This window comes from Pseudomonas putida NBRC 14164, assembly GCF_000412675.1.
Classification (GTDB): Bacteria; Pseudomonadota; Gammaproteobacteria; order Pseudomonadales; family Pseudomonadaceae; genus Aquipseudomonas; species Aquipseudomonas putida.
In genome coordinates, this window is the sequence record NC_021505.1 from 4,940,181 (window position 1) to 4,962,298 (window position 22,118).

A 22,118-nucleotide genomic window follows, 5' to 3' on the forward strand; every position below is an offset into this window, starting at 1 on the left:
GTCAGTGAATTCCGTAGGCATGGGTTCCAGGCGCCACGTCCGGCTGGGCAGCGAGTTCGCTGGCCCCGGCATTGTGGCGGTTGAGCAGGCGCTCGGTTCGCGGGTACTGGCCGTACTCGGCGATGAAATTCAGCAGTTCGGTGTAGGTTCGCCCACTGTGGCGCAGCGCTGCGTCACGCAGCGGCTGGGGCAATCGCGCCTCCTGACTGGCGTGCAGCAGCCGCTGGTGGGCGGCGCACAAGTAGTCGGCGCTCTCGTGCGGCTGATTCAGGCGCACGTGCAGGTCGGCCAGGTTGTGGTGGGCGATGACGAACACGGCCACCGCTTCGTCGACGTCATGCCAGCGCTCGAACAGCACCTGGGCCAGCGCCAGGGCTTGCAGGTAGTGTTCCCGGGCGTCGACCAGCTCGCCTTGTTCGAACAGGCGGTTGGCGGTTTCCGTGGTGCGTTTCCAGTGCTGCATGGGTTGTCTCCTGGGCGGTGACGCAGGGTCAGATACCGCCGGCGGTGAGTTTTTCCGGGTCCAGCAGCGCTTCAAGCTGGTCACGTGACAGGTCGGTGTGCTCCAGCGCCACATCGATGACCGGGCGACCCTGCTTGTAGGCGGTCTTGGCAATTTCGGCAGCCTTGAGGTAACCGATGATCGGGTTCAGCGCAGTGACCAGGATCGGGTTGCGCGCCAGGGCTTCCTTGAGCTTGGCCTCGTTGACCGTGAAGGTGGCGATGGCCTTGTCGGCCAGCAAACGGCTGACGTTGGCCATCAGCTCGATGCTCTCCAGCAAGTTGCGGGCGATCACCGGCAGCATCACGTTCAGCTCGAAGTTGCCGGACTGGCCAGCGACAGCGATGGTCGCGTCATTACCGATCACCTGGGCGGCAACCATGGCGGTGGCCTCCGGGATCACGGGGTTGACCTTGCCTGGCATGATCGAAGACCCCGGCTGCAAGCCTTGCAGCTCGATTTCGCCCAGGCCGGCCAGTGGGCCGGAGTTCATCCAGCGCAGGTCGTTGGCGATCTTCATCAGTGCCACGGCGGTGGTCTTCAGCTGGCCAGACAGCGCCACGGCGGTGTCCTGCGAGCCGATCAGGGCGAACAGGTTCTGCCCTGGGGTGAACTCGACCTGGGTCAGGCCGCTGAGCTGTCGGGCGAAACCGGCAGCGAACTGAGGGTGGGCGTTGATGCCCGTACCCACGGCGGTGCCGCCCTGGGCTAGCGCCTGCAGGCTGGGTAGGGTCGCTTCGATGTGCCCCTTCGCAGCGTTGATCTGTGCCGCCCAGCCATCCAGCACCTGGCTCATGCGCACCGGCATGGCGTCCATCAAGTGCGTACGGCCCGTTTTCACATACTGGTGCACTTGCGCCGACTTGGTCTCGATCACCTGTACCAAGTGGCTCAGGGCCGGCAGCAACTGTTCGTGCAAGGCCAGCGCAGCACTGACATGAATGGTGGTGGGGATGATGTCGTTGCTGCTCTGGCCACAGTTGACGTGGTCATTGGCGTTGACAGCGTCACCCAGCACGCGGCTTGCCAAGGTAGCAATCACCTCGTTGGCGTTCATGTTCGAGCTGGTGCCGGAGCCGGTCTGGAACACATCCACCGGGAAGTGCTGAATGAAGTCTTCCGCCAGCAGTTGCTCGACAGCCTTGACGATGGCCTGGCCCTGCGCTGCAGACAGTTGCTCCAGCTCCACGTTGGCCTTGGCGGCAGCAGCTTTGGCCAGCAACAAGGCACGAATGAACTGGGCCGGCATGCGCAGACCGCTGACCGGGAAGTTGTCGACCGCGCGCTGGGTCTGGGCACCGTACAGGGCCTGGGCCGGCACCTGCAGCTCACCCATGCTGTCACGCTCGATACGGGTATCACTCATCATCAAATCCTTGCATCAGTTCATCGGGAGAAATCGACGGCAGCAGACGGCAATTGGCCAACTGCAGGGCATAGGGCTGCCAGCGCTGGTTCTGTTCCTGGCGGTCGAGGTTGCGCATGTCCAGCAGCGGGCGCCAGGCCAGGTCCAGGCACAGGCAGCGCCAATGCCAGGGCAGCATGCGGTCGCAGGCGGTATCCAGCAGCAGGCGGAAAGAGGTCAGTGCCACCGTCCATGGCGAGGTCTCGGTGCAGCACACCAGATAGCGGCCTTCGGCAAGGTAATGCTCGATCAGGCGCGGCTCGTCGGGCTCGAGCGCACAGCGTATGCGCCGGCTGAGCCAGCGCCAGTTTTCCAGGTAGGGCAGTTCGCGGAGGACGGGTTTCATGAACATCATCGCCGGGGTACTGGATAATGATATTCATTATTAAGTGATAAACATAATCACTTCAAGAAAAAGGTGATGAAAAAAAACCCGGCGCAGGGGCCGGGTCTTCATTTATCTGAGCAGTACAGGTTGATGATCAGCTACCAGCAACAGTCATCCGTTCGATCAGAACCGAGCCTGTATGGATGTTGCTGCGGGTTTCCAGATCGCTGCCAATCGCAACAATCTGCTGGAACATATCCTTCATATTGCCGGCAATGGTCACTTCCTGCACAGCATGCTGAATCTCGCCATTTTCGACCCAGAAGCCGGCCGCACCACGGGAGTAATCCCCCGTCACCATATTCAGCCCATGCCCCATCAACTCAGTCACCAGCAGCCCGCGCCCCATACGGCGGATCAATGCGGCCTGGTCTTCCACACCGTGAGTGACAAACAGGTTATGCACGCCACCGGAGTTGGCCGTGCTAGGCAAGCCCAGCTTGCGCCCGGAATAGGTGCCCAGCAGGTACGACACCAGCTCGCCTTTGTCGACGAACGGCTTGGCATAGGTAGCCAGGCCATCACCGTCGAATGCCGCGCTACCCAGTGCCCGTGGGATATGGGGGCGCTCGTCAAGGGTAAGCCAGGAGGGGAACAGGCGTTGCCCAATGGTGCCTTCAAGGAACGACGACTTGCGGTAAAGGTTGCCGCCGGAAATGGCCGAGAGGAAACTGCCGAACAGGCCACCGGCCAGCTCGGCGGAGAACAGCACCGGTACCTCGCAGGTCGGTACCGGGCGTGCGCCCAAACGGCTGGCTGCGCGCTGGGCAGCGCGGGCGCCGATACTGCGCGGGTCGGCCAGCAGGTTGCCCTGGCGGTTCACGTCGTACCAGTAGTCACGCTGCATCTGCCCGTCGCCTTCAGCGATCATCACGCAGCTCAGGCTGTGCCGGGTCGAAGCATAACTGCCGATGAAGCCATGGCTGTTGCCATACACCCGGCAGCCCTGGTGGGTATTGAGTGTGGTGCCATCGGCGTTGAGAATGCGCGGGTCTTCATCGAACGCCGCAGCCTCGCAGGCCAGGGCCATTTCGATGGCCTTTTCAGGCTCCATGGCCCAGTCGTGATAGAGGTCCAGATCCGGGATTTCGCGGGCCATCAACGCCGCGTCGGCCAGGCCTGAGCATTCGTCCTCGGAGGTATGCTTGGCAATGGCCAACGCTGCGGAGACGGTCTCGCGGATCGCGTCCCGGCCACTGGCCGAGGTGCTGGCCGAGCCTTTGCGCTGGCCAACATAAAGGGTGATACCAAAGCCCTGGTCGCGGTTGAACTCGACCGTTTCGACCTCACGCTGGCGTACCGTGGTGGACAGGCCTTGCTCCAGCGACACCGCCACTTCGCAGGCGGTGGCCCCCTGGCGGCGCGCCTCGGCAATGATCTCCTCGACCTGCTCCTGCAATGCTGGCAGGTCTTTCGGACCTACGCTCTGGACTGCACTCATGGTTCTCTCCACTAAAATTCTGCGTACGGCTTGGGGTCATTCTACGACCGGGCCGGACAAGCGGCCCCCGACTGGTTATCATGGCGACGATTTCTAGCGGACTGCCACCATGGTTGATTCAAACGACGCCTACGACGGCGAAAAAAGCAAAACCCAGATCAAGCGCGAACTGCATGAGCTGGTTGAACTCGGCGAGCGCCTCACTACGCTCAAGGCCGACACTCTGGCGCGTCTGCCGTTGACCGACGAGCTACGCAAGGCCCTGGCCGAGGCTTCCAAGCACACCGCTCACGGTGCCCGCAAACGCCACATGTCGTTTGTCGGCAAGCTGATGCGCGTGCAGGACCTGGATGCCATCCACGCCTTGCTTGAGCAGATGGACAGCTCGACCCGCCAGTACAACGAGCGCTTCCACGGTCTGGAGCGCTGGCGCGACCGGCTCATCGACGGTAATGACGAAGACCTCGAGCGTTTCGTCAACGAATACCCCGAGACCGATCGCCAGCAACTACGCTCGCTGATCCGGCATGCCCAGCACGAAAAAGCGCGTAACAAGCCGCCTGCTGCTGCACGCAAGGTGTTCAAGTACATCCGCGACCTCGACGAGTTACAGCGCGGTTTGCGCTGAGCCCCTGGGGCCGCTGTGCGGCCCAATCGCGACACAAGGCCGCTCCCACAGTATTCGCGCAGCCATTCCTGCATGGCGCAGCCCCTGTGGGAGCGGCCTTGCGTCGCGAAAGGACCGCAAAGCGGTCCAAGATGGCCATCACGCCCCGGTACCGCCCACGGTAATCGCGTCCAGCTTCAAAGTCGGCTGCCCTACTCCTACGGGTACCGACTGCCCGTCCTTGCCGCACGTCCCTACCCCGCTGTCCAGCGCCAGGTCGTTACCGACCATCGACACCCGGCTCATCGCCTCCGGGCCATTGCCAATCAGGGTCGCACCCTTGACCGGCGCGGTAATCTTGCCGTCTTCGATCAGGTAGGCCTCACTGGTCGAGAACACGAACTTGCCACTGGTGATGTCCACCTGGCCACCGCCCAGGTTGGCGCAATAGATGCCCTTCTTCACCGACGCGATGATTTCCTGCGGGTCGCTTTCGCCTGCACGCATGTAGGTGTTGGTCATGCGGGGCATCGGCAGGTGCGCGTAGGATTCACGGCGACCGTTGCCGGTCAACGCCATGCCCATCAGGCGTGCGTTGAGCTTGTCCTGCATGTACCCCTTGAGCACACCGTTCTCGATCAGCGTGGTGCATTCGGTCGGAGTGCCTTCGTCATCCACGCTCAGTGAGCCACGGCGGCCTTCGAGCGTGCCATCGTCAACGATGGTGCACAGGCTCGATGCCACCTTCTCGCCAATGCGGCCGCTGAACGCCGAACTGCCTTTGCGGTTGAAGTCACCCTCCAGGCCATGGCCTACAGCCTCGTGCAGCAACACGCCCGACCAGCCCGAGCCCAGTACAACCGGCAAGGTGCCTGCAGGTGCCGGGATCGCCTCAAGGTTTACCAGCGCCTGGCGCAATGCCTCGCGGGCATAGCCCATTACCCGTTCTTCGGTGAAGAAACGGTAGTCGGTACGCCCGCCACCGCCCTGCCCGCCGCGCTCGCGACGGCCATTCTGTTCGACGATGACGCTGACGTTGAAGCGCACCAGCGGGCGCACGTCGGCAGCCAGGCTGCCATCGGCCGCAGCGATCAGGATGCGCTCCCAGACCCCGGCCATGCTCACGCTGACTTGCTGGATGCGCGGGTCCAGGGCGCGGGTGGCGACATCGACACGCTTGAGCAGCTCGACCTTTTCGGCACGGCTGAGTACATCCAGCGGGTTGTCTGCGGCATACAGGGCGGCCACTTCCTGACTGCGGAAAGCCTGGACCGTGCCATTCTGCCCGGCACGTGAAATCGAACGGGCGGCACGCGCCGCCGAGGTCAATGCCTCGTGGTTGATCGCATTGCTGTAGGCGAAGCCGGTCTTTTCACCGGACTGGGCACGTACGCCCACGCCCTGGTCCAGGTTGAAGCTGCCCTCTTTGACGATGCCGTCTTCCAGCGCCCAGGTTTCCGAGATCTGGCCCTGGAAATACAGGTCGGCGGCGTCGATGCCGGGGCCGGCCAACTCACCCAGTACGCTCTGCAGGCTGTCCAGGGTCAAGCCGCCTGGGGCCAGGAGCTGCTCACTGACGGTGGATAACATCTGGCTCATAGTCACTCCGAGGTGTGCGCAGGCCGCAACGCGCCCTGCGAGAAAAAGCGCCGGTGCGATACCACCGGCATGCGCGCCCGGATGGACGCTTGTTCTTCAATGTCGCGCTCGGCAAGCAGTACTGCTTCACCTTGCGCCTGTTCTGCGACGATGCGCCCCCAAGGGTCGACGATCGACGCATGGCCATGGGTTTCCCGAGGCCCTGGATGGGTGCCGCCCTGCGCCGCAGCCAGCAGGTAGCACTGGGTTTCGATTGCGCGGGCGCGTACCAGCACCTCCCAATGTGCCGCGCCTGTGACGGCAGTGAAGGCCGCTGGGGCAGTGATCAGTTCCGCGCCGGCCTCGCGCAGTGCGCTGTACAGCTCAGGAAAGCGCAAGTCGTAGCACACGCTAAGCCCCAGCCGCCCAACCGGCGTGTCAGCCACCACCACCTGGGCGCCATGGGCGTAGTCATCCGACTCACGGTACCGAACGCGATTGTCGGCAACGTCCACGTCGAACAGATGCAGCTTGTCATAGCGTGCCGCCACCTCGCCGTGTTCGTCGATCAGTAGCGAGCAGGCATGCGCCTTGGCCTGGGGCTGGCCGACCGGAGGCAAGGGCAAGGTACCGGCCACAATCCATAACTTGAGGTCGCGGGCGGTGCGTTTCAACCATGGCAGGATCGGCCCTTCGCCCAATGCTTCGGCGCGGCCGATGGCAGCGGCGTCCTTGCGGCCCATGGCGGCGAAGTTTTCCGGCAGTACCGCCAGCCGTGCGCCGCCAGATGCGGCCTGCTCCAACAGGGCACCGGCACGCTGCAGGTTAGCCAGCACATCATCCTGGCTGACCATCTGGATTACCGCTGCCTTCATGGGCACTCCTAGCGGGATTTCTCGAAAGGTTTCACAAATGTGATTCTAGGCTCTTTCCACGGCCCTTCGACACGGTAGTGCACGCTGGCAAAGCGCGACACGCGGTCACCGATCAAGCGGTCGACCAGGAACAGCGCACCGCCTACGGCCGGCGCGCCGATAATCAGTGCAGCCAGCGGCAGGTTGTTGGTCACCGGCAGGCTCACCTGCAGGTTGGCATCGACCCGGTCGCGCACCATGTCCAGGGTGCCCTCCAGCTCAAAGTTGCTCGACGGGCCAGTGACACTGATCGGCTCGCGGGTCACATAGACACCGTCACTGGCAACCAGCAGGCCTTTGACCCGGTCGTAGGCCAAGCCCTTTTCGAACAGGTCGGAGAAGTCCAGGCGCAGGCGCCGGCCAATGGAGTTGAAGTTGAGCAGGCCGAACACGCGCAGTGCCTGTGCACTGCCTTCGACTTCGACGAACTGGCCGGTGCGCAGCGCCGCGTCCATGCTGCCAGAGAAGCGCTTCAGGCCCACCGCAGCGGGCGAACCCGGCCAGCGACCGTCCACATCCAGGCGGAAGTCACGGCTGGTCACAGTCGGAGCGAAGCCCCAGGCCTTGAGCACATCGGCCAGGTTCTTGCCGTCCAGGCGCCCTTTGTACCAGCTGCTGGTGCGGCCCTGCTCACCCTCCCAGCCGCCACCGCCGTCGATGCGCAGCCCTTTGAAGTCGAGGTCGATATCGCTGGCGGTCACGCCCCGCGCTGTCGGTCTCAATTTGATCGCCGCGCTGCCGAACAGGTCGTCGCCGCGGTAAAGCTTGTCGATGCTCAAATCCAGCGCCGGTACCTTGCGCGGGTCGAACGAGGCCAACGGGTCCGGGCCCTCTTCGGCCTGAGCCTGGGCAGGGTCGGCAGCGGGCAGGCGCAGGGTCTGCATACGCACGACCATTGGCGCACCCTTGGCATCCGGCACGCGGGCGTTGCCAATCACTTCCTTGCTGTCCAGGCGCAGGTCCCAGGCCGGGCCGCCACGGGCCATCCGCACCACGGCCTGGTTCAGGTCCATGCCGAAGGCTTTCAGCTGGCCGATGCTCAGGTCGACACTTTGCAGGTTCTGTCGCGCGCTGCCACCTGGGTCGTCACCGGCAAGCCGGGCCGCCTGTTCTTGCCAAGGCGCCAGGTCCAGCGACTCCAGGCGCCCGCGTACCCGCAAACCCTGCCCAGTTGGGAGTTGGGCGTCACCAGTGCCCAACAGCAATTCACCACGCCCCTGCATGAGCTTGTCGGCCGGTGCGGCGTAGGCAAAGCGTGCAAGGTCGGTGTAAGCGGCATCGAACCGCCGCTCCTGGCCTTGCAGGCTCATGCTGAAACGGCTGTCGCGGGTGTCTGCTGCGGCTTTGCCGAAGGGCGCCGGCAGGTCGATGGCCAAGCCCTTCAGGTTCGAGTTGACGCTCAGTCGGTTGTCCCGGCTACCCAGGCTGAGTTGCAACTGGTAAGGCAGGTCACCGGACGCCGGCAAGGCCTGTTTGAACTGCAGCCAGTCGGTCAGTGCCTTGAGCGATACCTGGCCATTGGCTTCGATGCGCGTCTGCATCTGCCCCGGCTGGCCTTCGGCAGTAATTTGCGCCGTCACCGGCTTGCCGAACGCCTGCAGGCTGATGCCCTTGCCACTTAGGCCTTTGTCAAAATCGAAGCTGAAATCACCCTTCAAGCGGCTCAACTCCAGGCTGGGCGGGGCAACTTTCAGGCGCGCATCGCTGGTGGCGAAATCCACCTGCACTTTCGGCCGTTCCCCATGAGCCAGCGGGATGTCGAGCTTGACCTTGCCCTTCAACGGCCCCTCGCCCTCCCAGCCGGCGAAGATCTCGCCCGTGCCGATCGGCGCTTCCTTGAGTATTTTCAGGCCATCGCCCAGGCTGCCGTCGAAGTCGCCATCCAGGTACAGGCGGCTGTGCTGCTCACCCTCGACATGCGGGATATCAACGCTGACATCGCTCACCCTGGTGTCGAGCAACAGGCCACGCTGGGCCTTGATGCGCACACCGCTGTCCTCGATGAACACATCGCCATCTACGTGCTGCACCTGCGGCCAGCCAGGCTGGAAGTCCAGGGCCGCGTCCCGCACCTTGAAAAACAGGCTGATGCTGCGAGCCTCCGGTGCGGCGCCATGATTCAGCGAGCCCTGGTACTGGAAGTAACCCTCATCCACCGTGCCTTTGACGATGGCGCTGCGCAGCCATTCGTCGAGGGCCGGGCTGAGCACCTCGGGCAGGTACTTGGCGGTGTAGCGGCCATCGCCCTCGGTGAGGCCGACACGCAGGTCCATGTAGTCCTCGCGGCCTTCCTCGAACAACAGGCGGATAAGGAAGTCACCCGCAATCTTGCCCTCCTCGCCCAACACCTTGAGGTAAGGCGCAACCAGGGTGAAGCCTTCCTTGTCCAGCGCCCAGGTCAGGCGCGCATTGGCTTTCTGGTAGTGCCAGGGTTTGGCGAAGATCGGGTACAGGTGCAGCATGAACGCATCGGTATCCAGGCGCAGTTCACCATGCCCCAGGTCGCCGCTGATGCTGCCGCTGACGTTACCGGCAGCCGGGGCACCGTGATAGGCATCGAAGCCGACCTTCTCCAGGTTGGCGTCGAATTGCAGGCGCTGGTCACCCTCGGCCTTGGGCCGGGCCTCCAGCCGTACATTGCGCAACGCGCCGGTTACTTTCAGGCCATCGACTACTGCCATGACATTGTCAGGCAGCGGTGCCAGGGCTTCGATCAGCGGGGTAAGGGGCGTAAGGTGCAGCCGGTCGGCCTGCAGCTTCCAGCTTTCATCGGCAGCGCTCTGGCCGGGGCGCTGCTGCAACTGCAGGTGCGACTCCCAGCGGGTCTTGCCGATGTCCATGGCCAGGGAGTCGACCACTACATCAAAGCCTTGGGCCTGGCGCTGGAACCAGGCGCCCAGAGCCAGATTGTTCAGTGTCGCGGCCTTGCGCCCGGCGTAACCGCCCTGCAGCTCGGGTGCGTTGAGCCGCACCACTGCCTGCTGCAATTGCCCTTCGCGCCAGTCGACCCACAACTCGCCGCCTGCTCGCAGCGCCTCGGCATGCCACTGGCCCAACAGGCGTGGGGGCAACCATCGCGCCCAGTCACTCTGCGGCAGGCTCAGGTAGGCATCTAGCTGGGCATCACGCCAGGCCTTTGCCGACGCACGGCTACGCAGGTTCAGCGCAAGGGGCTGGCCATCGGGCAGGGTTGCACTCAAGTCCAGGGCCTGGCGCGAAGCCCCCGCCTGTAGGCCGGCGCTCACATACGTCAGGGTGAGCGGGTCACGCTGCCACGGGTGCAAGGTGACCTGGCTGTCGAACACATCAATGCGGCCCAGCTGGCGCAGGCGCTCCAGCAGTTCGCCGGGGTCAAGCGGCGCATCGTCCTTCTTCGGCAGGCCTTCCAGGTCCCAGGCCCCCTGCTCGTTCTCACGCAGGATCAGTTGCAGACCACCCAGCTGTATACGCGCCAGGCGCACTTCGCGGGCACTGAGGCTGGCCCAGACATCGGGCACAACCTTGACGTCGTCCAGGCGCAGCGCCGTCGCGCCTTCACCCAGTTGCAGGTCACGTACCCGCAGCACCGGTGCCAGGCCGCTCCAGCGCCCCTCAAGGGCACCGACATGCACCGGCAGGCCCAGCGCCTGCTCGGCTTTGCGTTCCACATCGGCACGGTATTCGGCCACCAGCGGTACCAGCTCGCGGCCGAGGCTGACATACAACGCCACCAATACCGCCAGCAGGGCGCAAAAGCCCAGCCCCCAGCGGGTCAAGGCGACAAGAACGCGGGTCAGACGTCCCATGGCCATGGCCCTCCAAGTCGTTTATCCATGATGGCCGGTAGTGGCGGTTTTGCCAGCCCGACCATCCAGTGGCGCGTTCGAGAAGACCTCAGAGCAGCACCACGTCGTATTGTTCCTGCGAATACATCGACTCGACCTGGAAGCGAATGGTTCGACCGATAAAGGCCTCCAGCTCTGCCACGTTGCCCGATTCTTCATCCAGCAGGCGGTCGACCACCTTCTGGTTGGCCAGCACACGGTAGCCCTCGGCCTGATAGGCACGTGCCTCGCGCAGGATCTCGCGGAAGATTTCGTAGCAGATGGTCTCGGGGGTTTTCAGCTTGCCGCGGCCCTGACAGGCCAGGCACGGCTCGCACAGCACCTGCTCCAGGCTTTCACGGGTGCGCTTGCGGGTCATCTGCACCAGGCCCAGCTCGGTGATGCCGATGATGTTGGTCTTGGCGTGATCCCGTTCCAGCTGTTTTTCCAGTGTGCGCAGCACCTGGCGCTGGTGCTCTTCATCTTCCATGTCGATGAAGTCGATGATGATGATGCCGCCGATATTGCGCAGGCGCAGTTGCCGGGCGATGGCGGTGGCAGCCTCCAGGTTGGTCTTGAAGATGGTCTCTTCAAGGTTGCGATGGCCGACGAATGCACCGGTGTTCACATCAATGGTGGTCATCGCTTCGGCCGGGTCGACCACCAGGTAGCCACCGGACTTGAGCGGCACCTTGCGCTCGAGAGCGCGCTGGATTTCGTCTTCGACACCGTACAGGTCAAAGATTGGCCGTTCGCCTGGGTAGTGTTCGAGGCGGTCAGCGATTTCCGGCATCAGTTCACCGACGAACTGCGTGGTCTTCTGGAAGGTTTCACGCGAGTCGATGCGGATCTTCTCGATCTTCGGGTTGACCAGGTCACGCAGGGTACGCAGGGCCAGGCCCAGGTCCTCGTAGATGACCATCGGCGCGCCGCAGGTCTTGATCTGGGCGCCAATCTGCTCCCACAGGCGGCGCAGGTAGCGGATGTCCTGCAAGATCTCTTCGGCACGAGCGCCTTCGGCGGCGGTGCGCAGGATGAAACCACCGGCATCCTTGATGTTTTCGCTTTCCATGCAGTTGCTGACCACCTGCTTGAGGCGGTCTCGCTCGGCTTCGTCTTCGATCTTCAGCGAAATGCCGACATGGCTGCTGCGCGGCATGTACACCAGGTAGCGCGAAGGGATCGACAGCTGGGTGGTCAGGCGTGCGCCCTTGGTGCCAATCGGGTCCTTGGTCACCTGCACCACAAGGGACTGGCCTTCGTGCACCAGCGCCGTGATGGTCTCGACCGCCGAGCCTTCACGCTGGGAAATTTCCGACGCATGGATGAACGCGGCGCGCTCCAGGCCGATGTCGACGAAGGCCGCCTGCATGCCTGGCAGCACACGCACCACCTTGCCCTTGTAGATATTGCCGACGATGCCACGGCGCTGGGTGCGCTCGACGTGCACTTCCTGCAGTACCCCGTTTTCCACCACCGCCACGCGTGACTCCATCGGGGTGATGTTGATCAGGATCTCTTCACTCATGGCCGGCTCTCGTCAAAGGTCTTTTGTAATGATGGATGGCGTATGCCGTGCTGGCTACTGCGGGTTTGTTACCTCTGGCGTATGCACGGGCGATTGCCAACAGGCGATACCAAACGTGCCAAGCAACTCGGCCGTCTCACTGAGGGGCAGGCCTACCACGGCCGAATAACTGCCGGACAGACCGGTGACGAACACTGCGCCCAGGCCCTGGATGGCGTAGCCACCGGCCTTGTCCACAGGCTCGCCGCTGGCCCAGTAGCGTTGTGCTTCATCGGCGCTGATCGCCCGGAAGCGCACCTTGCTGGTGACGCACAGGCTTTGCGTATGCAGCCCGTCGCTGAGGGCAACCGCAGTCAATACCTGGTGCTCGCGGCCCGACAGGTCAGCCAGCATGGCCATGGCATCTTCGCGGTTTTCCGGTTTGCCCAGAATACGACCATCGAGCACCACGGCAGTGTCCGCCCCCAGCACCACAGCCGGGCCCTCGACACGGGCCAGACCAGCCGCAGCCTTGGCCCGAGCCAGGCGCTCAACGTAGGCCGGGGCGCTTTCGTCAGGCAGCGGGGACTCATCGATGGGTGCACTGACAACGGTGAAAGGCACACCGATCTGGGTCAGCAGTTCACGACGGCGGGGCGAGCCAGAGGCCAGGTATAACGGGTTCATGCAGACATCTCCCTGTCAGTTGCGGCGTCGCCGTCAGTTGATATGCAAGCGTCGGCGCAGGTCGCGCAGGGCGAAACTGATCCATGGCCAGAGCAAGGCACTGATGACCGCCGACCAGACCAGCGCCAGGGTAGGCAGCCGGTTGCCGGTCAGGGCGCTGAGCCATAGCTGGATGAGCTGGGCGATGCCGAAAATGACCAGGATCACCAGGCTCTGCTGCCACATGGGGAACATGCGCAAGCGCTGCTGCAGGGATAACACCAGGAAGGTAATGAGGGTGAGGATCAACGCGTTCTGGCCCAGAAGGGTGCCGTACAACACGTCCTCGGCCAGACCCAGCACGAACGCCGTGGTCATGCCGACCTTGCCCGGCACCGCCAGGGTCCAGAACGACACCAGCAAAGCCAGCCACATGGGCCGGAACACTTCCATGAACTGCGGCATGGGCGAGACGCTGAGCAGCAGGCCGATGGCGAAAGTCAGCCAGATGACCCAGCCGTTGTTGCGGCGCGAAGCAGCCATCATTGTCTCCGGGTGTGAGCGGGTGCGGCAGGCGCTGCGGCAGGCGTGGCAGGGTTAGCCGCCGGGGCTGCAGGCTGTGCGGCCGGGGCTGTCGGCGCTGCGGGTGTGGCTGGGGTTACAGGCGTGGTGCTGGCAGGTGTGCCCTGCTCGCCCGTACCCGCCGGTTGACCGGGGACCGAGGTGCCCTTGCGGTCAGCCTCTTCCTGGGCGATGGCCGCATCAGTGGCGCGCTGCTCCGGGGTACGCCGGTCGCTGAACACCAGCAGCATGTAACGGCTGCGATTGAGCGCGGCGGTGGGAATGGCGCGTACGATGGCGAACGGCTGCCCGGAATCGTGGATCACCTCGTTGACCGTCGCCACCGGGTAGCCAGCCGGGAAGCGCTGGCCCATGCCGGAGCTGACCAGCAGGTCGCCTTCCTTGACGTCGGCGGTATCGGCCACGTGACGCAGTTCAAGGCGCTCCGGGTTGCCGGTGCCACTGGCAATGGCGCGCAGGCCGTTGCGGTTGACCTGCACCGGAATGCTATGGGTGGTATCGGTCAGCAACAGTACCCGTGAGGTGTAGGGCATCAGCTCGACCACCTGGCCCATCAGACCGCGCGCATCGAGCACCGGCTGACCAAGGAACACACCATCACGCTCGCCCTTGTTGATCAGGATGCGGTGGGTGAACGGGTTGGGGTCGACACCGATCAGCTCGGCCACTTCGACCTTTTCGTTGACCAGCGCCGAAGAGTTCAGCAACTCGCGCAGACGCACGTTCTGCTCGGTCAGGGCTGCCAGTTTCTGCAGACGCCCCTGCAGCAGCAGGGCTTCGGTCTTGAGCTTTTCGTTTTCGGCGATCAGTTCAGTGCGGCTGCCGAACTGGCCGGCCACGCCTTGCCACGCACGTTGCGGCAGGTCGGTGATCCAGTACGACTCCATCAGCACCATGCCCATCTGGCTGCGCACGGGCTTGAGCACGTCAAAGCGCGCGTCGACAACCATCAACGCGACCGACATCACCACCAGAACGAGCAGGCGAACGCCCAGCGAAGGGCCCTTGGAGAAAAGTGGTTTAATGGGCCGTTCCTCGTGGACGACTCAGGAGGTCATTGGACATGGAACAACGCACCAGCCTGGTTGCGGGTTGACGGATACGGCGCCCTTGACGGGCGCCAGCCCAGCACATACAGGTAGCACTGTGCGTGCTACCTGTAAACCGGGCGCTCGTGAACAGCGAGTGGGATCACTCGCTGGAGAGCAGGTCCATCGCGTGCTTGTCCATCATCTCCAGGGCGCGACCGCCGCCACGGGCGACACAGGTCAGCGGGTCCTCGGCGACGATCACCGGCAGGCCGGTTTCCTGGGCCAGCAGCTTGTCGAGGTCACGCAGCAGCGCGCCACCACCGGTCAGCACCAGGCCACGCTCGGCGATGTCCGAAGCCAGCTCGGGCGGCGATTGCTCCAGGGCGCTCTTCACGGCCTGGACGATGGTCGCCAGCGATTCCTGCAGCGCTTCGAGCACTTCGTTGGAGTTCAGGGTGAAGGCACGCGGTACGCCTTCGGCCAGGTTGCGGCCACGCACATCGACTTCGCGCACTTCGCCGCCCGGGTAAGCGGTACCGATTTCCTGCTTGATGCGCTCGGCGGTGGACTCGCCGATCAGGCTGCCGTAGTTGCGGCGCACGTAGGTGACGATGGCTTCATCGAAGCGGTCGCCGCCAACACGTACGGATTCGGCATAGACCACGCCGTTCAGGGAAATCAGTGCGATTTCAGTGGTACCACCACCGATATCGACGACCATCGAACCGCGAGCCTCTTCAACCGGCAAGCCAGCACCGATGGCAGCTGCCATTGGCTCTTCGATCAGGAACACTTCACGGGCACCGGCACCCAGGGCCGACTCGCGAATGGCGCGGCGCTCTACCTGGGTCGACTTGCACGGCACGCAGATCAGCACGCGCGGGCTTGGCTGCAGGAAGCTGTTCTCGTGAACCTTGTTGATAAAATATTGCAACATTTTTTCGCAAACGCTGAAGTCGGCGATAACGCCGTCCTTCATCGGACGAATGGCAGCAATGTTGCCAGGCGTACGGCCCAGCATGCGTTTGGCTTCGGTACCGACGGCGACGACGCTTTTCTGATTGCCATGGGTACGGATGGCAACAACCGAGGGCTCATTCAGGACGATACCGCGCTCACGCACGTAAATAAGGGTGTTGGCAGTACCCAGGTCGATGGAGAGATCGCTGGAAAACATGCCACGCAGTTTCTTGAACATGGGAAAGTGACCCTGGGGAAAGCGTGGGTAAAAAAGTGCGGCAAACTCTAACAATGGCAGGGATTTTGGGCAAGGAGCCAATATGTTAAATTGGCTGTTTTTCCGAGCATGCCAGCCGATGATCGCGGCCGTTGGACCGCCAGAAAGCTGACATGTTCCTCATCGCGGACCCAAATTCCGTTCTTTGTTTCCCTTGGAGATCTTCATGGCGCTTGAACGCTGCGACGTGGAAAAGATCGCCCATCTGGCCCGTCTGGGGCTGAATGATGGCGAACTGCCACGCATTACCGATGCCCTGAACAGCATCCTCGGGCTGGTCGACCAGATGCAAGCGGTCGATACCACTGGCATCGAGCCCCTGGCCCACCCGCTGGAGGCCAGCCAGCGCCTGCGCCCCGACCAGGTCACCGAAAGCAACCAGCGCGACGCCTACCAGGCTATCGCGCCGTCGACCGAAAGCGGTCTGTACCTGGTTCCCAAAGTCATCGAGTAAGGGATAGAGCCTGCCATGCATCAATTGACCCTGGCCGAGATCGCCCGCGGACTCGCCGACAAGTCGTTTTCCTCCGAAGAGCTGACCGGCGCCCTGTTGGCGCGCATCAAGCAACTCGACCCGCAAATCAACAGCTTCATCAGCGTCACCGAAGACCTGGCCCTGGGCCAGGCGCGTGCCGCCGACGCCCGTCGCGCCGCAGGCGAAACCGGCGCGCTGCTGGGTGCCCCCATCGCCCACAAGGACCTGTTCTGCACCAACGGCGTACGCACCAGTTGCGGCTCGAAGATGCTCGACAACTTCAAGGCGCCGTACGACGCCACCGTGGTCGCCAAGCTGGCTGAAGCCGGCATGGTCACCCTGGGCAAGACCAACATGGACGAGTTCGCCATGGGTTCGGCCAACGAATCCAGCCACTACGGCGCGGTGAAGAACCCGTGGAACCTCGAACACGTCCCAGGCGGTTCGTCGGGCGGTTCGGCCGCTGCCGTGGCCGCGCGCCTGCTGCCGGCCACCACTGGCACCGACACCGGCGGTTCGATCCGCCAGCCGGCGGCACTGACCAACCTCACCGGCCTCAAACCGACGTACGGTCGTGTTTCGCGCTGGGGCATGATCGCCTACGCCTCCAGCCTCGACCAGGGCGGCCCGCTGGCCCGCACTGCCGAGGACTGCGCCCTGCTGCTGCAAGGCATGGCCGGTTTCGACGCCAAGGATTCCACCAGCATCGAAGAGCCGGTGCCGGACTACAGCGCCAACCTCAATGGTTCGCTGCAGGGCCTGCGGATCGGCCTGCCGAAAGAGTACTTCGGTGCAGGCCTCGACCCGCGTATCGCCGACCTGGTTCAGGCCAGTGTCAAAGAGCTGGAAAAGCTCGGCGCAGTGGTCAAGGAAATCAGCCTGCCGAACATGCAGCACGCCATCCCGGCCTACTACGTGATCGCCCCGGCTGAAGCCTCTTCCAACCTGTCGCGCTTCGACGGCGTGCGCTTCGGCTACCGCTGCGAGGACCCGAAAGACCTCACCGACCTGTACAAGCGTTCCCGTGGCGAAGGCTTCGGCGTTGAAGTGCAGCGCCGGATCATGGTCGGCACCTACGCCCTGTCGGCCGGCTACTACGACGCGTACTACGTGAAGGCGCAGCAGATCCGCCGCCTGATCAAGAACGACTTCATGGCCGCCTTCAACGATGTCGACCTGATCCTCGGCCCTACCACGCCGAACCCGGCCTGGAAGCTTGGCGCCAAGAGCAGCGACCCGGTCGCCGCCTACCTGGAAGACGTCTACACCATCACCGCCAACCTGGCGGGCCTGCCGGGCCTGTCGATGCCGGCCGGCTTCGTCGACGGCCTGCCGGTCGGTGTGCAGCTGCTGGCACCGTACTTCCAGGAAGGCCGCCTGCTCAACGTCGCGCACCGCTACCAGCAAGTGACCGACTGGCACACCCGTGCCCCCAACGGCTTCTGAGGAGTTCACACATGCAATGGGAAGTTGTGATCGGGCTGGAAATCCACACCCAGCTCGCCACCCAGTCGAAGATCTTCTCCGGCAGCGCCACCACCTTCGGTTCCGAGCCGAACACCCAGGCCAGCCTGGTTGACCTGGGGATGCCCGGCGTACTGCCGGTGCTGAACCAGGAAGCCGTGCGCATGGCATGCATGTTCGGCCTGGCCATCGATGCCGAAATCGGCAAGCGCAACGTGTTCGCGCGCAAGAACTACTTCTACCCGGACCTGCCCAAGGGCTACCAGATCAGCCAGATGGACCTGCCGATCGTCGGCAAGGGCCACCTGGATATCGCCCTGGAAGACGGCACCATCAAGCGCATCGGGGTAACCCGCGCGCACCTGGAAGAAGACGCAGGCAAAAGCCTGCACGAAGACTTCAGCGGCTCCACCGGCATCGACCTCAACCGTGCCGGTACCCCGCTGCTGGAAATCGTCTCCGAGCCTGACATGCGCAGTGCCAAGGAAGCCGTGGCTTACGTCAAGGCGATCCACGCGCTGGTGCGCTACCTGGGCATCTGCGACGGCAACATGGCCGAAGGCTCGCTACGCTGCGACTGCAACGTGTCGATTCGCCCGAAAGGCCAGGTCGAGTTCGGCACCCGCTGCGAGATCAAGAACGTCAACTCGTTCCGCTTCATCGAGCGCGCGATCAACAGCGAAATCCAGCGCCAGATCGACCTGATCGAAGACGGCGGCAAGGTCGTGCAGGAAACCCGCCTGTACGACCCGAACAAAGACGAAACCCGCTCCATGCGCAGCAAGGAAGAAGCCAACGACTACCGTTACTTCCCCGACCCGGACCTGCTGCCGGTGGTGATCGAGGACAGCTTCCTCGAAACCATCCGCGCCGGCCTGCCGGAGCTGCCGCCGCAGAAGGTCGAACGCTTCCAGAGCCAGTACGGCCTGTCGGCCTACGACGCCAACGTGTTGGCATCCAGCCGCGAACAGGCGGACTACTTCGAGGAAGTGGTGAAAATCGGTGGCGACGCCAAGCTGGCGGCCAACTGGGTCATGGTCGAGCTGGGCAGCCTGCTTAACAAGCTGGGCATCGAGATCGACCAGGCACCGGTCAGCGCCGCGCACCTGGGTGGCATGCTGCTGCGCATCCGCGACAACACCATCAGCGGCAAGATCGCCAAGACCGTGTTCGAGGCCATGGCCGCCGGCGAAGGCGATGCCGACAGCATCATCGAAAGCAAAGGCCTGAAGCAGGTTACCGACACCGGTGCGATCGACAAGATGCTCGACGAAATGCTGGCGGCCAACGCCGAGCAGGTCGAACAGTACCGCGCCGCCGACGAGGCCAAGCGTGGCAAGATGTTCGGCTTCTTTGTCGGCCAGGCGATGAAAGCTTCCAAAGGCAAGGCCAACCCGGGGCAGGTGAACCAATTGCTCAAGGCCAAGCTCGAAGGCTGACCTGAATATGCTGCGAGGGCTCTGCCCTCGTTCGCGGGCTTGCCCGCTCCCACAGTACTGCACCGCTCTCACAGGCGGTGATATGCCTGTGGGAGCGGGCAAGCCCGCGAATGGCCGCACTGGAGCGCATCTCACTTGCTGAAAAGATCCCTGGGTACTCTCGCCCTCTTCTCCCTGCTGGCCGGCTGCGCCAGCCACGACATCGACCCGCGCGGTTACGACCAGACGGGCACCGCTTCCTATTACGGCTCGCGCCACCACGGTAAACGCACCGCCAGCGGCGAACCGTTCAACCAGCACGGCCTTACCGCCGCCCATCGCAGCCTGCCGTTCGGCACTCGCGTACTGGTCACCAACACGGCCAACCAGCGCAGTGTGGTGGTGCGCATCAACGACCGTGGCCCGCACACACGCGGCCGCCTGATCGACCTGTCTCGCGCCGCAGCAGAAAAAATCGGCATGCTCCGTAGCGGAACAGCGCGCGTGCGAGTACAAGGGCTTAGCGACTGACGCGACAGGAGTCCGACCATTTTCGACCTGGCCACCCTTCACACCTTCAGCCTGCTGCAATTGGGCGTTGCCCTGCTGCTGCTGGTCGGCGGCGCCGAATTGCTGGTGCGCGCAGCGCTGCGCCTGGCACAACGCCTTCATGTTCGCCCGTTGATCATCGGCCTGAGCCTGGTGGCTTTCGGCAGTACCGCGCCACAACTCACCGTCAGCCTGCAGGCCGCCTACCAGGGCGCGCCGGATGTGGCGGTCGGCAGCGTGATCGGCAGCAACATATTCAACGTACTGGTCATTCTCGGCCTGGCCGCGCTGATCATCCCCTTGCGCGTATCGCGCCAGCTGGTGCGCCTGGACATTCCGCTGATGATCGTCGCCAGCGGCCTGGTCTATGCCCTGTGCGCCAACGGTTACCTGGGCCGGGTTGAAGGGGGGCTGCTGCTGCTTGGCCTGGTCGGCTACCTGGTAATGCTCTGGCACCAGTCGCGCCACTACGCACGCACCTACCCCGCGCCGGACACGGCCAAATCCAGCGCCAGGCGCTTCTGGTCAGGCACGCTGCTGCTGGTGTTGGCCGGCCTTGCCCTGCTGAGCCTGGCGGGGCACCTGCTGCTGGAGGCCGCCGTGGAGGTTGCCACCGACCTGGGGCTGTCCGAGCGCATCATCGGCCTGACCGTCGTCGCCATCTGCACATCCCTGCCAGAGCTCGCCGCCGCATTGATCGCTGCCCTGCGCGGTGAACGGGAAATTGCCGTGGGCACGGTCATTGGCAGCAACCTGTTCAACCTGCTGGCCGTGCTGGGCCTGACCGCGCTGATCACCCCTGAGCCGCTGTCGATCTCGCCCAACGCCCTGGCGTTCGACCTGCCAGTAATGCTCGGGGTTGCCGTGCTGAGCCTGCCGGTGTTCTATTCCGGTTACCGGATCACCCGCGCCGAAGGCCTGGTGTTCCTCTGCCTGTACCTGGCGTACGGGCTGCACGTGGCGGCATTCACAATGGGCATGCCGCTGGCCGGGCGCCTGGAGCGGTTGATGCTGTTCTATGTGCTGCCTGTGCTCGCCGTGGTGCTGCTGTATACCACCGTGCGCGCCTGGCGCCGGCAGCATTGATCGGGCCATGTCATCTGGCGCATGCCTTAAGCCTTGTGTCGCCCTTTAGATCGAGCGCCGCGCGGGCGGCGCTCGATCTCACAGGCGATACAAATCTAACGGCGAACCTGCCGAGCCTTCTTCAGCTTGAAGGCCACCCACAGCACGGCTATCCATGCCGGGATCAGCATCACCGAGATGCGAATCGGCGGGGTCAGGTACATCACCACCAGAATCAGCACAATGAACGCCAGGCACAGGTAGTTGGTCAGCGGGTGCCCCAGGCTCTTGTAGAACGGGGTAATCCCGGCCGCCAGCTTGGCTTTGCGGAACTTCAGGTGGGTAATGCTGATGCTCGCCCAGTTGATCACCAGCGCCGACACCGCCAGGGCCATCAGCAAGCCAAAGGCCTCACCCGGCATCAGGTAGTTGATCACCACGCACAGCCCGGTAGCGAAGGCCGACACGCCCAGCGCAGTCAGCGGCACACCGCTGCGGCTGACTTTCAGCAACTGGCGCGGTGCATCGCCCTGACTGGCCAGACCAAACAGCATGCGGCTGTTGGCGTATACGCAGCTGTTGTAGACCGACAGCGCGGCCGTCAGCACCACGATATTGAGAATGGTGGCCACCAGGTCGCTGTCCAGTTCGTGGAAGATCATCACGAACGGGCTACCGCCCTGCACCACCTTCTGCCACGGGTACAGCGACAGCAGCACCGCCAGGGCACCGATGTAGAAGATCAGGATGCGATACACCACTTGGTTGGTGGCCTTGGGGATGCTTTCGCGCGGGTTGTCGGCCTCGGCAGCGGTGATACCCACCAGCTCCAGGCCACCGAACGAGAACATGATCACCGCCAGCGCCATCACCAGGCCGCTGACACCGTTAGGGAAGAAGCCGCCGTATTGCCACAGGTTGGCCACGCTGGCATCCGGGCCGCCATGGCCACTGCTCAGCAACCACGCGCCGAAGCCGATCATGCTGACGATGGCCACTACCTTGATCAGGGCGAACCAGAATTCCATTTCGCCGTAGACCTTCACCTGGGTCAGGTTGATCAGGTTGATCACCACGAAGAAGATCGCCGCCGTGGCCCAGGTGGGGAAATCAGGCCACCAGTACTGCACGTAGATACCCACAGCCGTCAACTCGGCCATGCCCACCAGCACATACACCACCCAATAGTTCCATCCCGACACGAAGCCTGCAAACTCGCTCCAGTACTGGTGGGCAAAGTGGCTGAAGCTACCGGCTACCGGCTCTTCCACCACCATTTCGCCCAACTGGCGCATGATCAGGAAGGCCATCAGGCCCGCGATGGCATACCCCAGCAACACGGAGGGGCCGGCCAGCTGAATGGTCTGGGCGATGCCCAGGAACAAGCCGGTACCGATGGCCCCGCCCAGCGCGATCAGCTGGATATGGCGATTCTTCAGCCCGCGCTGTAGCTCGGGCGTGCTCTGGTCTTGCATGAAGTGTCCTT

Annotated in this window: 19 protein-coding genes; 6 read left to right on the forward strand and 13 right to left on the reverse strand. The window is 63.7% G+C overall.

All coding sequences use genetic code 11. The features are described from left to right. Nucleotide 1: 1 nt before the first annotated feature. From PP4_RS21970 to pmbA, 4 genes are all read right to left on the reverse strand, one after another. Complete coding sequence (locus tag PP4_RS21970; protein WP_016501341.1) at nucleotides 2-463, reverse strand: hypothetical protein; 462 nt, start codon at nucleotides 461-463, stop codon at nucleotides 2-4. A 28-nt stretch (nucleotides 464-491) separates the two neighbouring features. After that, entirely contained in the window at nucleotides 492-1,868 is a 1,377-nt protein-coding gene (locus PP4_RS21975) for a class II fumarate hydratase (RefSeq protein WP_016501342.1), read from the reverse strand. Next, nucleotides 1,861-2,262: a hypothetical protein gene (locus PP4_RS21980; RefSeq protein ID WP_016501343.1), complete on the reverse strand. Its 402-nt coding sequence runs from the start codon at nucleotides 2,260-2,262 to the stop codon at nucleotides 1,861-1,863. Before PP4_RS21980 ends, PP4_RS21975 begins: the two co-directional genes overlap by 8 nt. A gap of 127 nt (nucleotides 2,263-2,389) precedes the next feature. Next, nucleotides 2,390-3,736, reverse strand: a complete 1,347-nt coding sequence (pmbA, locus tag PP4_RS21985) for a metalloprotease PmbA (protein WP_016501344.1) — start codon at nucleotides 3,734-3,736, stop codon at nucleotides 2,390-2,392. 109 nt (nucleotides 3,737-3,845) lie between these two features. Here pmbA and yjgA point away from each other — a divergent pair, with 109 nt between their 5' ends. Beyond that, nucleotides 3,846-4,364 carry a ribosome biogenesis factor YjgA gene (gene yjgA, locus PP4_RS21990; RefSeq protein ID WP_016501345.1) on the forward strand — a complete coding sequence of 173 codons (519 nt, stop codon included), beginning with the start codon at nucleotides 3,846-3,848 and terminating at the stop codon, nucleotides 4,362-4,364. Nucleotides 4,365-4,502: 138 nt separating this feature from the next. On the opposite strand, the gene tldD is transcribed toward yjgA, so the two are convergent. From tldD to mreB, 8 genes are all read right to left on the reverse strand, one after another. Further along, nucleotides 4,503-5,942, reverse strand: coding sequence for a metalloprotease TldD (gene tldD, locus PP4_RS21995; protein ID WP_016501346.1), 1,440 nt, complete (start codon nucleotides 5,940-5,942; stop codon nucleotides 4,503-4,505). A gap of 2 nt (nucleotides 5,943-5,944) precedes the next feature. Beyond that, on the reverse strand, nucleotides 5,945-6,796 hold the full coding sequence (locus PP4_RS22000) for a carbon-nitrogen hydrolase family protein (RefSeq protein ID WP_016501347.1): 852 nt from the start codon (nucleotides 6,794-6,796) through the stop codon (nucleotides 5,945-5,947). Between the two features lie 8 nt (nucleotides 6,797-6,804). Next, the gene (locus PP4_RS22005; protein WP_016501348.1) at nucleotides 6,805-10,626 is read right to left on the reverse strand and encodes a YhdP family protein; all 3,822 of its coding nucleotides are present in this window, start codon (nucleotides 10,624-10,626) and stop codon (nucleotides 6,805-6,807) included. An 82-nt stretch (nucleotides 10,627-10,708) separates the two neighbouring features. After that, nucleotides 10,709-12,166 (reverse strand): ribonuclease G, encoded by a 1,458-nt coding sequence (rng, locus tag PP4_RS22010; RefSeq protein WP_016501349.1) that lies wholly within the window; start codon nucleotides 12,164-12,166, stop codon nucleotides 10,709-10,711. Between the two features lie 54 nt (nucleotides 12,167-12,220). Next, entirely contained in the window at nucleotides 12,221-12,832 is a 612-nt protein-coding gene (locus PP4_RS22015) for a Maf family protein (protein WP_016501350.1), read from the reverse strand. 33 nt (nucleotides 12,833-12,865) lie between these two features. Next, nucleotides 12,866-13,354: a rod shape-determining protein MreD gene (gene mreD / locus PP4_RS22020; protein ID WP_016485021.1), complete on the reverse strand. Its 489-nt coding sequence runs from the start codon at nucleotides 13,352-13,354 to the stop codon at nucleotides 12,866-12,868. Then, on the reverse strand, nucleotides 13,354-14,388 hold the full coding sequence (gene mreC, locus PP4_RS22025; RefSeq protein WP_218178501.1) for a rod shape-determining protein MreC: 1,035 nt from the start codon (nucleotides 14,386-14,388) through the stop codon (nucleotides 13,354-13,356). The genes mreD and mreC overlap by 1 nt, the downstream gene beginning before the upstream one ends. Nucleotides 14,389-14,584: 196 nt before the next feature. Next, the gene (gene mreB, locus PP4_RS22030; RefSeq protein ID WP_003255163.1) at nucleotides 14,585-15,622 is read right to left on the reverse strand and encodes a rod shape-determining protein MreB; all 1,038 of its coding nucleotides are present in this window, start codon (nucleotides 15,620-15,622) and stop codon (nucleotides 14,585-14,587) included. A 205-nt stretch (nucleotides 15,623-15,827) separates the two neighbouring features. Between mreB and gatC the strand changes: the two genes are divergently transcribed. The 5 genes from gatC (at nucleotide 15,828) to PP4_RS22055 (ending at nucleotide 20,653) form a co-directional block, all read left to right on the forward strand. After that, a complete protein-coding gene (gene gatC / locus PP4_RS22035; RefSeq protein ID WP_003255165.1) occupies nucleotides 15,828-16,115 on the forward strand; it encodes an Asp-tRNA(Asn)/Glu-tRNA(Gln) amidotransferase subunit GatC in 288 nt (95 codons plus the stop codon). A gap of 15 nt (nucleotides 16,116-16,130) precedes the next feature. Next, complete coding sequence (gatA, locus tag PP4_RS22040) at nucleotides 16,131-17,582, forward strand: Asp-tRNA(Asn)/Glu-tRNA(Gln) amidotransferase subunit GatA (RefSeq protein ID WP_016501352.1); 1,452 nt, start codon at nucleotides 16,131-16,133, stop codon at nucleotides 17,580-17,582. Nucleotides 17,583-17,593: 11 nt separating this feature from the next. Continuing rightward, the gene (gene gatB, locus PP4_RS22045; protein ID WP_016501353.1) at nucleotides 17,594-19,039 is read left to right on the forward strand and encodes an Asp-tRNA(Asn)/Glu-tRNA(Gln) amidotransferase subunit GatB; all 1,446 of its coding nucleotides are present in this window, start codon (nucleotides 17,594-17,596) and stop codon (nucleotides 19,037-19,039) included. 135 nt (nucleotides 19,040-19,174) lie between these two features. Beyond that, nucleotides 19,175-19,549, forward strand: coding sequence for a septal ring lytic transglycosylase RlpA family protein (locus tag PP4_RS22050; protein ID WP_016501354.1), 375 nt, complete (start codon nucleotides 19,175-19,177; stop codon nucleotides 19,547-19,549). 60 nt (nucleotides 19,550-19,609) lie between these two features. Then, a complete protein-coding gene (locus tag PP4_RS22055) occupies nucleotides 19,610-20,653 on the forward strand; it encodes a calcium/sodium antiporter (RefSeq protein ID WP_016501355.1) in 1,044 nt (347 codons plus the stop codon). Nucleotides 20,654-20,748: 95 nt separating this feature from the next. Here PP4_RS22055 and PP4_RS22060 read toward each other — a convergent pair whose 3' ends face one another. Beyond that, entirely contained in the window at nucleotides 20,749-22,107 is a 1,359-nt protein-coding gene (locus PP4_RS22060) for an amino acid permease (protein WP_016501356.1), read from the reverse strand. Nucleotides 22,108-22,118: the final 11 nt, after the last annotated feature.

What these genes read in the sequence shown, in the direction of transcription:
- PP4_RS21970 (WP_016501341.1), bottom strand. Translation starts at nt 463, where the DNA reads ATGCAGCACTGGAAACGCACCACGGAAACCGCCAACCGCCTGTTCGAA.
- PP4_RS21975 (WP_016501342.1), bottom strand. Translation starts at nt 1,868, where the DNA reads ATGAGTGATACCCGTATCGAGCGTGACAGCATGGGTGAGCTGCAGGTG.
- PP4_RS21980 (WP_016501343.1), bottom strand. Translation starts at nt 2,262, where the DNA reads ATGATGTTCATGAAACCCGTCCTCCGCGAACTGCCCTACCTGGAAAAC.
- pmbA (WP_016501344.1), bottom strand. Translation starts at nt 3,736, where the DNA reads ATGAGTGCAGTCCAGAGCGTAGGTCCGAAAGACCTGCCAGCATTGCAG.
- yjgA (WP_016501345.1), top strand. Translation starts at nt 3,846, where the DNA reads ATGGTTGATTCAAACGACGCCTACGACGGCGAAAAAAGCAAAACCCAG.
- tldD (WP_016501346.1), bottom strand. Translation starts at nt 5,942, where the DNA reads ATGAGCCAGATGTTATCCACCGTCAGTGAGCAGCTCCTGGCCCCAGGC.
- PP4_RS22000 (WP_016501347.1), bottom strand. Translation starts at nt 6,796, where the DNA reads ATGAAGGCAGCGGTAATCCAGATGGTCAGCCAGGATGATGTGCTGGCT.
- PP4_RS22005 (WP_016501348.1), bottom strand. Translation starts at nt 10,626, where the DNA reads ATGGCCATGGGACGTCTGACCCGCGTTCTTGTCGCCTTGACCCGCTGG.
- rng (WP_016501349.1), bottom strand. Translation starts at nt 12,166, where the DNA reads ATGAGTGAAGAGATCCTGATCAACATCACCCCGATGGAGTCACGCGTG.
- PP4_RS22015 (WP_016501350.1), bottom strand. Translation starts at nt 12,832, where the DNA reads ATGAACCCGTTATACCTGGCCTCTGGCTCGCCCCGCCGTCGTGAACTG.
- mreD (WP_016485021.1), bottom strand. Translation starts at nt 13,354, where the DNA reads ATGGCTGCTTCGCGCCGCAACAACGGCTGGGTCATCTGGCTGACTTTC.
- mreB (WP_003255163.1), bottom strand. Translation starts at nt 15,622, where the DNA reads ATGTTCAAGAAACTGCGTGGCATGTTTTCCAGCGATCTCTCCATCGAC.
- gatC (WP_003255165.1), top strand. Translation starts at nt 15,828, where the DNA reads ATGGCGCTTGAACGCTGCGACGTGGAAAAGATCGCCCATCTGGCCCGT.
- gatA (WP_016501352.1), top strand. Translation starts at nt 16,131, where the DNA reads ATGCATCAATTGACCCTGGCCGAGATCGCCCGCGGACTCGCCGACAAG.
- gatB (WP_016501353.1), top strand. Translation starts at nt 17,594, where the DNA reads ATGCAATGGGAAGTTGTGATCGGGCTGGAAATCCACACCCAGCTCGCC.
- PP4_RS22060 (WP_016501356.1), bottom strand. Translation starts at nt 22,107, where the DNA reads ATGCAAGACCAGAGCACGCCCGAGCTACAGCGCGGGCTGAAGAATCGC.